We start from the raw sequence: 13,761 nt of genomic DNA on the forward strand, positions 1-13,761 counted from the left end.
GAAACAGATGGTCACGAAATCAAGTATCATGGATAGTCTAAAAATAGCCGGTATTAAGCCGGGAGAGGCTTTGTTTGTCCACACGTCGCTTTCTAAACTCGGGTGGGTATGTGGTGGTGCCCAGACTGTGATTGAGGCGTTGCAAGAAGTGGTAGGGCCAGCTGGACTGATTATGATGGCGACCCAAACCGGAGACAATTCAGATCCGGCTGAATGGGAAGCTCCCCCCGTCCCGGTTGAATGGTGGCAGACGATTCGTGCCGAAATGCCACCATATGAAAAGGGGAAGACAGCGACTCGTGGAATGGGACGTGTTCCGGAGCTCTTCCGAACACACCCGGACGTTTATCGCAGCTCCCACCCGATGTGGTCAGTCGCCGCATGGGGAAAAGATGCAGAAGAAATCGTTTCTGGTCACACGGTCGACGTCGGTTTTGGTCCCGGCTCTCCAATCGAACGAATGATTGAGCGAGATGCACGTGTCCTTCATCTCGGCTCACCGCTCGATGCGACGACACTTTGGCACTATGCCGAGTACGGAATCGATGGACCGACAAAATCGTTTGGTTGCGCCGTCCTTGATCGCGATGAACGTGAATGGATTACGTTTGACCACATCGATGTAAACAGTGATCCATTTGGTGCGATAGGCGAAAATATTGTCAAACAAAAAGGTGTTCGAACGTTTACGATCAACGAAGCGACATGCTATCTGATTCCATCTAACACATGGGAACCGGTGCAACATGCTCTCGTCGCGCTTCGAAGTTGGTTGAGATAAATGAACGCAGAATCGAGGGGAAGAAACAGATGAGTCGTTGGATGAAAATATTGAGTATTTCTGTACTTGTCATCTTACTCGTTGCCGGACTAGTGATTGGCGGGATCTCAGCACACATCGGCGATCAATTGACTTCGCCTGAGCGTGAAACTTTGACATACACGCCGAAGTCATTAGGGTTAAAGTACGAGAATGTTACGATTCAATCGGAAGAAGAGTATGATTTATATGGATGGTGGATTCCACATCCTACGCCGCGTGCGACAATTGTTTTCGCGCATGGGTATGGTAAGAATCGAGAACAGGAAGATCTGCCGCTTAAAGAATTGATTCCTGAATTTCATGAACAAGGATATCAATTCTTAACATTCGATTTTCGTGCATCGGGCATTTCTGAAGGGGACCGTGTGACGGTTGGTGCCAAAGAACAATCGGATTTACAGGCAGCTATTAAGTATGCACAAGGCCGCTCAGAGGGACCAATTGTCCTGTATGGAATCTCAATGGGAGCGGCGACAGCACTTTCTACAGCTGATGATGTCGAAGTTGCGGCGGTTATCGCAGATAGTCCATTTAGTGATTTAAGGAACTATCTCGAGACGAATCTACCCGTGTGGAGCGATTTACCAAATGTTCCGTTCACGCCCGTCATCATGACTGTGACACCTTGGTTTACCGGTCTCGATGCCGATATTGTCTCTCCCATCCATGACATCAAATCAATTGATGCGCCGATTCTTTTAATTCATAGCTCAGGTGACGATGCAATCCCTGTCTCAGAAAGTGAAGAACTGGCTGCAGCTCAAGAGCAAGTCGAGCTCTGGGTGACCGATAACGACGGACACGTTGGATCTTATCGGTCATTCCAAACAGAATATCGTCAACAGATTTTCGATTTTTTAGAACGTTCATTATGAGTAAAGGGGCGCATTTGACGCCCCTTTTTGATATGATTGCAGACGAGACCAATGAAAGAAGGGTATAACATGGACTTTTTGCAGTTAATACAGTTTCTTTTGCTCGGGACGTTGATTGGAATCTTGAGCGGCTTCTTCGGAATCGGAGGCGGAATTTTACTGACACCACTACTCCTCGTTTTCGGGTATGAGGCGAGTGCGGCAATCGCCCTCAGTCTCATGTTGACACTCGGATCAACGACGGCAGGAACGATCTCGCACATTCGTTTGCGTAACGTGAACGTGCCTCATGCTTTATGGATTGGTGTATTTGGGATACTCGGTACATGGGTTGCGACGCCACTCGTCTTTTATTTAGAAGGGGTAGACGGAGCGACGCTGATCATTTCTCTCGTTTACATTGCGTTACTTACGTACTTCGCGATTTCTTTCTTCCGCTCGAAACAGCACGTGGAAGGAAGTGTTGGTACGGGTTCCGTGCCACGTCTAGGCATCATCGGTGTCTTTGCCGGTTTTATTTCCTCATTGATGGGTGTGAGCGGGGGGTTCGTATTGACTCCGCTACAAGTCAAATTACTCAATACTGAAATGAAACGTGCGGTAGGAACGAGTATTTCAGCGGCACTTCTTATCGTCATTTCCGGCGTGATTAGTTACGCCGTAGCTGGCGCAGAAACGAACTATTGGCATGGAATCGCCCTGATTGCTGGTGCCATGATTGGGTCACCGTTCGGAGCAAAACAGTTACAGCGGTTCAGTTCACAACATGTCAAAAAAGCGCTCGGTGGATTTTATGTTACGGTCGCATTCAGTGTGGCGCTCAACCTGATAGGATGGAATACCGCATCACTCTCACTTCTTGTGTCATTGGCGCTCCTCTTCATCATTACGCTCATCATTCGACCCCGAAAAAAATAAACCCCGTCTACGGACGGGATTTTAACTGAATTTAGCGAGAGTTCTCCCACCTCTAAGCGTCTCGGGGCACAGCCGAGCGTAGGTGGAAGATGGATCGCCTGGTCCAAAATTCTATTCTCCCTGTGATGGATATAACGAACAAAAGTTCGTGATTCCGTCAGATTCCTATTCCCCTTCGGCGGGTATCGGATGAGGAAGACGCATCACGATCTTCTGGAGGGAGGAGGGACAGACATGCTGAAAGGCTACACATACCGGCTCCACCAGCCTCAACCTATTGAGGCTGGCAAACTGAAACCCCTTCAGGGCAGGGACTGCCCGGCGAGCTTGGTCAACAACCGTGGCTGGTAAGAGCACGGTCTTCCCAAGAAGCTCCCCCTTCAATGTACGAAGCACATAAGTGGTGAGTAGTTCACCGTCTAGAAATATGATCAATGTTTTCTTGGATTTCACCGACTTTGCCTTTTGCCTCGCGGAGTCTGCGCTCAAAAGCTTCTGTGTCACGTTTCTCATGAGACGATTTGTCGACTCCTCGATGTTGTCCTTTATCAGAGCGTTTATAAAAGTGGGTCGCTTTCTGTAATCGTTTTTTAAACGTCGAATCGCTCATAAGGACACCCCCTTCCATATAAACAATATTCCACATAAGGAAACCAGCGAAACGTTCAAACCTTTAAGAAACGAGCGAACGTCGCACTTGGACATTTTCAGAAATCTTGATTGCCATAATTCCTGCGAGCACAGCCTTGATTGAATCTCCGAAAACAAATGGGATATTCACTTTGAGCGCATCAATGAATGACATGCCAAGCATGAATTCAAGACCGATGCTGCCGAGTAAATAGACGAGTCCTAAACCGAATAAGAAGTTGTAACCAATTAATCCAGGAATCGAGCGATGGCGTTCGCTGAACCAGCCAATCAGAAAAGCCGCAATAGGGAAGGCAATCAAATAACCGACTGTCGGACCTACGAATGGTGCGAGACCACCTTGACCGCTCAGTACCGGAAGTCCGATTAATCCTAGTAATAGATAAACTATCACTGCCAGTGAGCCTTTACGTGCCCCGAACACACCGGCGATTGTCATGATGGCAAGTGTTTGAAGCGTGATGGGAACCGGTCCGATCGGTATTTCAATAAATCCGACACTCGCGATGAGTGCAGCTCCAAAAGCGATTTGTGTCATGTCTTGAATCTTCATATGTAAACCCCTTTCAAGTTAACGTTAACATAATAAAAGTTAACATCTTAGAAAGAGGTTAGCAAGAATTTTTTTGACAAAAATAAATTTGTAAAAATGAGGCTGGGACATAACCCAGTAGATTTATAAGAAAGAGGCCCCCGTGAGCGACTTGTTCGCTCGCGGGGGCCTCTTGTCATTTTTATGGGTTCGTGCACGCATTTCGGACTAAACAGATAGGGGCGACCTCTGATAAAGTTAAAGTGACCAAACCATAACTTTGGAGGTGCCCCTATGTACAAAGAGTATACCATGAACCAATTGGTTTTGCCCCTAGATTTAGAAGTCCGGCTGCAGGAAAACGATATCGCCTTCGCCGTCCATGACCTCGTCGAACAGATCCCGGACGAGGCATTCGAACCGTTCTGGCGAACGACGGGCTGCCCGGCCTATCACCCGCGCATGATGATGAAAATCGTCCTCTGCGCCTACACACAGTCCGCGTTCTCAGGACGAAAGATCGAGGGCCTTCTCAAGGACAGCCTACGGATGATGTGGCTCGCCCAGGGCCACGAGCCGAGTTATCGGACGATCAACCGTTTCCGTGTCCATCCGGCCGTGTCCCCGATCCTGAAGGAGGCTTTCGTCGCCTTCCGGTGCCATCTCGTCGAGACCGGCGCAATCGATGAGGAGGCGATCTTCATCGACGGCACGAAAATCGAGGCGAACGCCAACCGCTACACCTTCGTCTGGCGCAGGGCGGTCGAAAAACACCACGCCGCGCTCGTCGAGAAGTCGAACCAGATGTACGACGAGCTGATGGCCGACCAGGTCATCCCTGAGATCGAACGGGAGAGCCCGGACGCGCTCACGGCCCAAGAGCTGGAACAAATCGCAGCGCGACTCGAGGAAACGATCGAGTCCATCAACGAGGAGATCAGCTCAACGACGGACGTCGAGGAACGGAAACGATTGCGTGCGGAACGTAAGAAGCCCCGCCATCTCCGCAAACAGGCTGCCGACTTCGCGGCCCGGAAACGTCGATACGAGGAACACATGGCCACCTTCGGCACACGCAACAGCTATTCGAAGACCGACCGTGACGCGACGTTCATGCGGATGAAAGAGGATCACATGAAGAACGGTCAACTGAAACCTGGCTACAACGTCCAAATCGCAACCGAAGGTCAGTACACGCTCGCCTATGACGTCTATCCGAACCCGACCGACACGAAAACGTTGATCCCGTTCCTCGACGAGATCGAAACCTTCCTCGACCTGCCCGCCTACATCGTCGCCGATGCCGGGTACGGGAGCCAACAGAACTACACGGACATCCTCGAGCGCCGAGGGCGCCAACCTTTGATCCCGCACACGATGTACCGGAAGGAACAGAAGAAGAAATGGCGCGACGACCCGTTCAACCTCGCGAACTGGGCATATGACGAGGGGACCGACACGTTCACGTGTCCGGACGGAAGAAAGCTTCCGTTCAGTCACGAGTCCCACCGAACCGACCGTGACGGCTTCATCCGTGATTTTCGTGTGTACGCGTGCGAGAGCTGCGTCGATTGCCCGTTCCGAGAGCTGTGCACGAAAGCCGAGGAAGGGAGACACCGCCAGGTCAGCGTGAACGGGACCTGGGAAGAACAAAAGAATATGACGAGAACGCTGCTTTCGGATGAGAAAACCGGTGCCGTCTATGCCCGACGCAAGACGGACGTGGAACCAGTTTTTGGATATCTGAAGGCCAATTTGGGTTTCACCCGCTTCTCCGTAAGGGGGAAACAGCGTGTGAAATGTGAGCTCGGCTTCGCCCTCATGGCGGTGAACCTACGAAAGTTCATCGCCAATGGCATCGGCGGAAGTACAAAGAAGGGGTCCGGCCACCGAAAATCGGTGACCGGACCCCTCTTTTTATCAAAATCTCTAAAACCGGCTAGTTATGTCCCAGCCTCATTTTTTGTTAAAGTCCATTTTGACTTAGAACTGTCTGATATGCTTTTGTATCAGCATAGATTTCATCCTTGAGTGGATGAAGATTACGTTGGCGGATTCGATAAAATTGGTAAGACACAAGTGCTATATTCGAAATAAGAGAGATAAGACTAACGATGAAAAATGCTCTCGGATTATGAGTGGATGGAACAGGTGCCAACCGGTCGACAAAAGATGGGACAGTCATGACAAACATGATCCATAAAGCGAGTGTATGTGCACGGTGCTGTAACCATGCTCCTTTTTTGATAAAAAATGAAGGAATCGTACAAGCGAGTAAAAGTGCAAATCCCGCATAAAATGAATGGTCAGATATACAGTTGTAGACGTATGCAAAGTTCCAAAGATCATAGGCGATAATCCATGGCCAAATCATGTCAGGCCATATCATATCTTTTGATTGGTCTTTTGAAATCTTGATTCCAACCCATCCACAAATCGCAATGATATTTAGTAGTCCAGCGACCCCGTTCATTAAGTTCCACGGACCAGACATGACCCACAAGTTATCAATATATGCTCCGTTCGGGACGTTATAAAAATAAACTTGAAAGTCACGAATGCATGCTTCTAATATGTTTAGCGCCAATATACCAGGAGGGAATAAAAGAATCCATTTATTGTTTAATAAAGTAGGGCGATAACGAATTAGCATAAAGCCAAGGCACCCCGCGAGTGCAGAATAAGTCTTCACCCAGTTGAACCACGTACCTGTTCCATATTCATTTCCCGGTGACGCTGTCGTTGGCCAAACAAATATAGTTAAAACGACTGGAACAATCAAAAATAGAGTCAATCCACCCCATTTTGTCGTCCGACTGAATTCATTGAAAGCCATGAGCGCAAATAGAACAAATAACCATATTCCCCAGCCTACAAGATCTGTTTGCTCGTATAGTATTCCCATGATAAGTGACTCCTTTATAAAAAATATTGTTCAACATTGAGCAATTGAAGGCAAAAATTGATACGCAATACGAACGTTAACTCGCTTTAACTCTCTTAAAACTCAAGGTCGCTTTATTATTATGAAGTTGCCACATATGCCAAAATACATAAGGAACAATAATGACAAAATTAATCATTCCCCACGTTCTCAATACTTCTGGATTGAACCAAGTCGAGGAATTCATAACAGTCGGGAAGACATCATAGCATGCTCGAATTAGCAGATGAGCTGCTAACGTATAGATTCGGGCAGTGATATATAATTCTGGTCTACCTTTTAGCACTGGATAAAGTTCGGCAGCAATCAAAATACAGAGAGAACTTGCAAAATAAGTTGGTGATTCGGCATATACAAAACAAGCATTCCATGTCGTATAGATAAAATTCCAAGATCCGGTCGTATATGCGACGAGATCAGCATAACCTTCTTTTGCAAACCTCCAAAAAGTCGGAGCAAACGGAATCGTGACACAAAGTAAAAACCCACAAGCGGCATTAAAATAGTTTCCAAGTGTTGCATCCTTGATGGTTGCTTCGGCAATATTCAAAAACAGAATTCCATAAAAGAACCATAAAAATTCATCTCGCTTCAAGAAATCCCAGATGCGACCTTGTTTATTTTCATATATTGCGATTCGAGAAAAACCAACGATGATCGTCGGAATGATAACGCTTACAATTTTTGCCCATCTAAACCATCCATCTACATTTCCCATCATCCATAACGGGATCGTCAACAGCGAAGCGAGCCAAAAATAGGCGGACAATTTGTAGTGTTTACGAAAGAAAACAACGATTCCTAACAGTAGACCTAAATAGAGTGGCATTGAGATTACATGAGGCCATACGTTCATTAATTTCACCTTCTCATTTGAATTTAACAAACATAACGTTTGTTATGTTTTTAGTATAGGCTGATATTTATCAATAGTCAATGTGAATTTATTCACAATATTGAAGCGAAACCTAGTTCGGGCTATGTTATTCTATAGTGGAATCGAAAGGGGATAAATTGAAAGTGGATGGAAAAACAAAAATTCTTGCTGCTGCAAAAAATGTGATCATACGACATGGTGCCAATGGGGCGACGGTTAGAGCGATTGCCGAAGAAGCGAACATGACGACTGGAGCCATCTATCATCATTATAAAAATAAAGAGGATTTATTATATGATCTTTTAGATGAAAGTTTGTCAGTTTCCTCTCAAATCGCTAAAGAAGTAACTAACGAATCATTTTCGAAAGAACTAGTGAAGGAAGAGATTGTACAAAACACGGCCAATCGATTTTATAAAGATGCAGAGAATCGGCTTCAATATCATTTCGCTCACGACGTATTACTAGGAAATATGGATGCGCAAGCAAAATTGAAAGTCAAATACTCTGAATGGACGAAACAAATCGAGCAATTATTGATTCATTTGTATGGGTTAGAAAATACCCGTTTGAATCAGGCCTTTAGTTCATGGTTGATTGGCGCAATTGATGGAGTAGTTCTCCAGTATTTACTAGACGTCAACGAGAACTCGATTGATGAGATGATGGAAGTGTTCGAAATTTTACTAGATGAGGGTCTCGAATCATTTGTTGAGCGATTGAACGAAAAAGGAAAGTAAAAGATCCGCCACTCGATAGAGTGACGGATCAAATCTGTTAGGAAGAAGTCATCATTTTCATACATTCTGAAGCTTCCTTCAACTGTTCGCGGACGGCATCAAATCCTGTGCCACCATAACTGTTCCGACGTTTAACGGCCTGTTCAGGGGTGAGGGCGACATACACATCTTTTTCAATCAAAGTGGAGTGGCTTTGAAACACTTCAATCGGAAGCTCACATAAATATAATCGTTCATTCACGCAATGCTTGACTAGTTTTCCTGTCACCTCGTGCGCCTCGCGGAACGGCAACCCTTTTGCTGTCAAATAATCGGCGAGCTCGGTCGCATTAGAAAAATCACGTTCGGTCGCTTGTTTCATAACGTCCGAATGGAATGTCAATTCATTCATCATCCCAGCCATGATACTAAGAGAGCCTTGAACGGTCTTGACCGTATCGAACATTCCTTCTTTATCTTCCTGTAAATCTTTATTATAAGCGAGTGGAAGTCCTTTCATGAGCGTCAACAATCCCATCAAGTTTCCAATCACACGACCCGATTTTCCACGGACAAGTTCGGCCATATCCGGATTTTTCTTTTGTGGCATCATACTTGAACCGGTAGAGAAGTTGTCTGACACCGTGATGAAGCGATATTCTTCACTCGCCCAAAGAATCAATTCCTCGCAGAATCGGGAGAGGTGCATCATGAGCATCGACGAATTTGAAAGGAACTCGAGAATGAAGTCACGATCGCTCACGGCATCGAGACTGTTCGGGTAGACCCGATTGAATCCGAGAAGTTCAGCTGATCGGGTCCGGTCAATTGAGAAAGTTGTTCCGGCAAGCGCGCCTGCTCCAAGCGGTGACCAATCGATTCGTTTCAAACTGTCGGTGAAGCGTTCTTTATCCCGCTCGAGCATCCAAAAATAGGCGAGCAAGTGATGAGCCAGTGAGATTGGTTGCGCGCGCTGAAGGTGCGTATAGCCAGGCATGATCGTCTCGACATGGTCTGAAGCGTGTGCATGGAGTTCCTGCTGAAGGGATTCAATCAATTGAATCACTTCATGCACCCGTCCCTTTAAATAGAGGTGCATATCCGTCGCGACTTGATCGTTTCGGCTACGTGCCGTATGCATTTTCCCGGCAACCGGTCCGATCGCTTCATGAAGCAGAGCTTCTAAGTTCATATGAATATCTTCGTGATATACTTCGAATTTTAATTCACCTGCATGTGCTTTTTGCTTAAGTTGTTGTAATCCATCAAGGATTTGAGTGACCTCCTCTTTTAAGAGGATGCCCTGGTCACCTAGCATCGTCACGTGAGCCATGCTACCTTCTAAATCTTCTAGGACGAGTTGAGCGTCAAATTCAATCGATGCACCGAACGCATCGACCCAATCACTCGCCGTTTTCTCGAAACGGCCTCCCCATAGTTTACTCATTGACGAACGCTCCTTTTTCCATCAACACCTCTGATTGAACTTTTGTTGGCAAGCCCCATAACTTGATGAATCCGACAGCTGCTTGCTGATCGAACGTGTCCGCCGATGTATATGTCGCAAGTTCCTCATCGTAGAGTGAGATTGGGGACTTGCGGCCGTCGACGATGGCGTGCCCTTTAAACAGCTTCATCCGGACCGTGCCTGTGACGGTTGCCTGTGTCTCATCGATAAAGGCAAGGAGTGCCTTCGTGAGCGGAGAATACCAAAGTCCGTTGTAGATCGTCTCCGTTAACTTTTGCTCGACAATCGGTTTGAAATGCGCGACTTCACGCACGAGTGTCAAGGCTTCAAGAGCTTTATGGGCCGTGATCAATGTCATGGCACCAGGTGCCTCATACACCTCACGTGATTTGATACCGACGACACGGTTCTCGATGTGGTCAATCTTACCGACGCCATGCGCACCAGCGACGATATTGAGCTCTTTCAAGATATCAGTGAACGGTTGGCTCTTCCCATCAATGGCGACCGGCACCCCGTTCTTGAATTCAATTTCAAGGAAAGTCGGTTCGTGTGGCGTATCCTCGATTGCTGCAGTTAACTCATAAGCACTCTCAGGTGGTGCCGCCCAAGGATCTTCTAAAATGCCGCATTCGATGGCGCGTCCCCAGATGTTCTGATCGATCGAGAAAGGCTCTTCTTGAACGATTGGAATAGGGATATGATGTTGAGCCGCGTACGCGATCTCTTCCTCACGTGACCACTTCCATTCACGAACGGGTGCGACGATTTCCAGTGAAGGGTCGAGTGCGTGAATGGACACTTCGAAACGCACTTGGTCATTTCCTTTCCCTGTACATCCATGAGCCACAGCGACGGCTCCTTCTGCTTGTGCGACCTCGACCAATTTCTTCGAGATGAGAGGACGAGATAGTGCCGAAACGAGTGGATATACGCCTTCATATAATGTATGGGCCTGCATCGAATAACGAGCGAACTCGTTGACGAATTCATCGACCGCATCGATGACGATGGATTTTTTCGCTCCAACTTTCATTGCTTTCTGTTGAATCTTTTCTAAATCTTTTCCTTCCCCAACGTTTAAACATACCGCAATGACATCATACCCTTGTTCATCCAACCATTTAATTGCAACCGATGTATCAAGTCCACCTGAATAAGCCAATACGAGTTTCTGTTTCAAAATGTGAACACCCCTATGAATAATTATTAGTTTTTATTTATAAATATACGATTTAGTGTAAGGGATAATAATTTAAGTAGCAACCTTTTTTTGAAAAAAGAAAAACCACGAACTTTTTTCGTGGTTGTCATTGTTCAATCTTGAGTTGTGGTAACCACTGAGACATGTGATTACTGATAGGGGAGATGAGTTTAGGGCGAGCAACTTCTAAGGGGACGACTTCATACGATCCACCGATAGATTTTCGAGCAAACGTCGGATAGAACATGGGATTCTTCAATTCAAAAGTCACACTGTTATCTTCGATTGTTTTGACGACATCAATCCCAATGATCCCACCTGTATTTCGATCATCCCCTTGCTGACCTGAAAGGAAATTACCGAGTGAGTAGACAACAAATGTCTGATTGCCGTTGACTCCTTCTAGCATCGCTGGGGGTTGCAGCACATGAGGGTGGTGACCGATGATGATGTCGACCCCAAGGTCTGCTAACGCTTGTGCTAGTTCGGTTTGACCCTCATTCGGTAACGGTTCGTACTCCGTTCCAAAATGGAGGGAGACGACGGTCATGTCAGTCGACTGTTCCGCCTTCTCAATCTCTGGTTGCATTTGCGCGAGGTCGATATAGTTCACGTGATATGGCTGCTTCGGGACGACTCCATTCGTCCCGTACGTGTATGCGAGAAAAGAAAAAGAAATGTCATTGGCTGTCAACGTCCGAATATTTGCTTTGTCTTCAGCGGATAAAAAGGAGCCGGTATAAGGCATCCCGATTTCATTCCAATACCCGATTGAGTTCTCGATGGCACGAACCCCGCGGTCGAGCGTATGATTATTCGCCGTTGTGACCAAATCGATTCCCGCCCGTTTCAAAGCATCTCCAATCTCATACGGGCTGTTAAATGCCGGGTAGCTCGACAGTCCGATTTCACTTCCACCAATCATACTCTCTTGGTTGGCAATTGAAATATCGGCGCGACTCAATATCGGAGAAATCTGTTCGAACGCAGAATCAAAGTCATACCCGTCATCGACACGAGCCGCGTTGTATACCGAGTCATGAAGAAGTACATCGCCGATCGCATAGAGAGAGGCCGTCGTAACAAGCGGCTCAGGTTCGATGGGCGGTGCTTCTTCAGGAACCTCGACAATGGGTTCTTCGACTTCTGCTGGTACTTCTTGATTTGTTGCTGGAGTCGTACTACAAGCAAATAATACAACTAAGCTAGACAGGAAGGTAAGGCGAGAGACGATTTTGATTGGTTTCATCCCGATTCTCCTTTTCACGACAGATTCGTTCGATAACCATAAAATTCGTCGATAATTAAGAAAAATCCTGCTTATATAAATAAAGACGGGTTGTTTTTGACCTGTCATGAGAATTATTTGATATGTTCCTTGACCATGTCTTGCATGTGGTCAAACTCACGTTGAATGACCTCATTTGGTGGCGGCGTCATCAAGCTCACGATGTAGATGGCGAGCGCCGACAAGAAGAATGCTGGAATCATTTCATACAATGTCCCAAACGTACCGAAGAGAGAAGCGGCATAGTTCTTCCATTGAAAAGACGACCGCCGGCGACGAATCCGCTTGTCGCATACAGTGTGAAAAAGATGAGCGTGACAGCTGCTGAAAAAGAACGTAACACGCCTTTTGTGTCTTTGAATCGTTTCTCAAAGAAGTCTGGGATTGTGATTGCATCGTCTGATATATATGAATAAATGCGCAATCTCGGAGCGACCAATAACCAGTTTAAATACGCGCCGATGGTCAATCCAATGACAATCCAACCGCTTGATACACCTGTTGCATACATGGCTCCCGGCAAGCCCATTAAAAGCCATCCACTCATGTCCGAGGCACCGGCAGATAAGGCGGCGACCCCGGGACCTAACGCCCGTCCACCCAACATGTAATCTCCGATGCTGCTTGTTCTCCGATACGCGATGATCCCAAGTAGGACCATCAGTGCCATGTACACGACGATAGACACTAAAATTCCGTTCATCAATATCCCCCCGAGAGATAAAAAATATGAAAATGATTTCAGTGATTGAGTATCACTTTGTCAAAATATTGTCATAACAAGTGGGAAAATGTAAAGATGTTTTTGATAGCTGGTCTTAAATTAACGGAACGTGCAAGAGGTGAGGTGATCATTGACGAGACCGGTCGCTTGTAGGTGGGCATAAACCGTTGTCGGTCCTAAAAACTTAAACCCGCGTCGTTTGAGGTCTTTACTCAATTGTTCAGATAGTTCCGTCGTTGCGGGAACATCTTCAAGTCGATCCCATGCATTGATGATAGGTTCATGATCGACGAATGACCAGATGTATGAATCAAACGAGCCAAACTCTTCCTGTATTTTGATAAACTGTTTTGCATTATTGATCGACGCCTCGATTTTTCGACGATTCCTCACGATTCCGCTATCGGATAGAAGTCTTTTCACATCCTCATCGGTAAAGCTGGCAACTCGTTGTACCTCAAAGTTAGCATAGGCCAATCGATAATTTTCTCGTTTTCGTAAAATCGTGATCCAACTCAGTCCAGCCTGCGCACTCTCAAGGGTCAAACATTCAAAATGTTTCGTATCATCGTGTATGGGCTTTCCCCATTCCTTGTCGTGGTAGCTGACGTATAACGGGTCGGTACCGCACCACGGACAGCGAAAGATTCTTTCCAAATTCATCAGCTCCTTTTATGTAAAGTGTAGCATGTCTTGGCGGTTATGCTTGCGAATCGACGGGTATACAGAGTGGGAATG

At 46.5% G+C, this 13,761-nt stretch carries 14 protein-coding genes and 1 pseudogene; 5 read left to right on the forward strand and 10 right to left on the reverse strand.

The window, feature by feature from the left end; genetic code table 11:
- Positions 1-7 precede the first annotated feature (7 nt).
- The 3 genes from P400_RS15090 (at position 8) to P400_RS0109000 (ending at position 2,616) form a co-directional block, all read left to right on the forward strand.
- The gene (locus P400_RS15090; protein WP_051546019.1) at positions 8-781 is read left to right on the forward strand and encodes an aminoglycoside N(3)-acetyltransferase; all 774 of its coding nucleotides are present in this window, start codon (positions 8-10) and stop codon (positions 779-781) included.
- 29 nt (positions 782-810) lie between these two features.
- Positions 811-1,698 carry an alpha/beta hydrolase gene (locus tag P400_RS0108995; protein WP_026825877.1) on the forward strand — a complete coding sequence of 296 codons (888 nt, stop codon included), beginning with the start codon at positions 811-813 and terminating at the stop codon, positions 1,696-1,698.
- Positions 1,699-1,767: 69 nt separating this feature from the next.
- Positions 1,768-2,616, forward strand: a complete 849-nt coding sequence (locus P400_RS0109000; RefSeq protein WP_026825878.1) for a sulfite exporter TauE/SafE family protein — start codon at positions 1,768-1,770, stop codon at positions 2,614-2,616.
- A 412-nt stretch (positions 2,617-3,028) separates the two neighbouring features.
- On the opposite strand, the gene P400_RS0109010 is transcribed toward P400_RS0109000, so the two are convergent.
- Complete coding sequence (locus P400_RS0109010) at positions 3,029-3,226, reverse strand: hypothetical protein (protein WP_026825879.1); 198 nt, start codon at positions 3,224-3,226, stop codon at positions 3,029-3,031.
- A gap of 63 nt (positions 3,227-3,289) precedes the next feature.
- Positions 3,290-3,820: a biotin transporter BioY gene (locus P400_RS0109015; RefSeq protein WP_026825880.1), complete on the reverse strand. Its 531-nt coding sequence runs from the start codon at positions 3,818-3,820 to the stop codon at positions 3,290-3,292.
- Between the two features lie 273 nt (positions 3,821-4,093).
- Here P400_RS0109015 and P400_RS15095 point away from each other — a divergent pair, with 273 nt between their 5' ends.
- Positions 4,094-5,830, forward strand: coding sequence for an IS1182 family transposase (locus P400_RS15095; protein ID WP_235181840.1), 1,737 nt, complete (start codon positions 4,094-4,096; stop codon positions 5,828-5,830).
- Here P400_RS15095 and P400_RS0109025 read toward each other — a convergent pair.
- Entirely contained in the window at positions 5,766-6,704 is a 939-nt protein-coding gene (locus tag P400_RS0109025) for a DUF5692 family protein (protein ID WP_026825881.1), read from the reverse strand. The two genes, P400_RS15095 and P400_RS0109025, sit on opposite strands and share 65 nt — an antisense overlap.
- A gap of 76 nt (positions 6,705-6,780) precedes the next feature.
- Entirely contained in the window at positions 6,781-7,599 is an 819-nt protein-coding gene (locus P400_RS0109030) for a hypothetical protein (RefSeq protein ID WP_026825882.1), read from the reverse strand.
- A 164-nt stretch (positions 7,600-7,763) separates the two neighbouring features.
- Between P400_RS0109030 and P400_RS0109035 the strand changes: the two genes are divergently transcribed.
- A complete protein-coding gene (locus P400_RS0109035; protein WP_026825883.1) occupies positions 7,764-8,360 on the forward strand; it encodes a TetR/AcrR family transcriptional regulator in 597 nt (198 codons plus the stop codon).
- A 37-nt stretch (positions 8,361-8,397) separates the two neighbouring features.
- Here P400_RS0109035 and argH read toward each other — a convergent pair whose 3' ends face one another.
- From argH to P400_RS0109065, 6 genes and pseudogenes are all read right to left on the reverse strand, one after another.
- Positions 8,398-9,786 (reverse strand): argininosuccinate lyase, encoded by a 1,389-nt coding sequence (gene argH, locus P400_RS0109040; RefSeq protein ID WP_026825884.1) that lies wholly within the window; start codon positions 9,784-9,786, stop codon positions 8,398-8,400.
- Positions 9,779-10,993, reverse strand: coding sequence for an argininosuccinate synthase (locus P400_RS0109045; protein WP_026825885.1), 1,215 nt, complete (start codon positions 10,991-10,993; stop codon positions 9,779-9,781). Before P400_RS0109045 ends, argH begins: the two co-directional genes overlap by 8 nt.
- A gap of 124 nt (positions 10,994-11,117) precedes the next feature.
- On the reverse strand, positions 11,118-12,260 hold the full coding sequence (locus P400_RS0109050) for a CapA family protein (protein WP_034771033.1): 1,143 nt from the start codon (positions 12,258-12,260) through the stop codon (positions 11,118-11,120).
- A 113-nt stretch (positions 12,261-12,373) separates the two neighbouring features.
- Positions 12,374-12,502: a hypothetical protein gene (locus P400_RS15835; protein WP_268745953.1), complete on the reverse strand. Its 129-nt coding sequence runs from the start codon at positions 12,500-12,502 to the stop codon at positions 12,374-12,376.
- 53 nt (positions 12,503-12,555) lie between these two features.
- Positions 12,556-13,002 (reverse strand): annotated as a pseudogene (locus P400_RS0109060) (sodium:solute symporter family transporter); the annotation flags it as partial.
- 120 nt (positions 13,003-13,122) lie between these two features.
- The gene (locus P400_RS0109065) at positions 13,123-13,680 is read right to left on the reverse strand and encodes a DNA-3-methyladenine glycosylase I (RefSeq protein WP_235181841.1); all 558 of its coding nucleotides are present in this window, start codon (positions 13,678-13,680) and stop codon (positions 13,123-13,125) included.
- Positions 13,681-13,761: the final 81 nt, after the last annotated feature.

The organism is Exiguobacterium marinum DSM 16307, assembly GCF_000620845.1.
GTDB lineage: Bacteria > Bacillota > Bacilli > Exiguobacteriales > Exiguobacteriaceae > Exiguobacterium > Exiguobacterium marinum.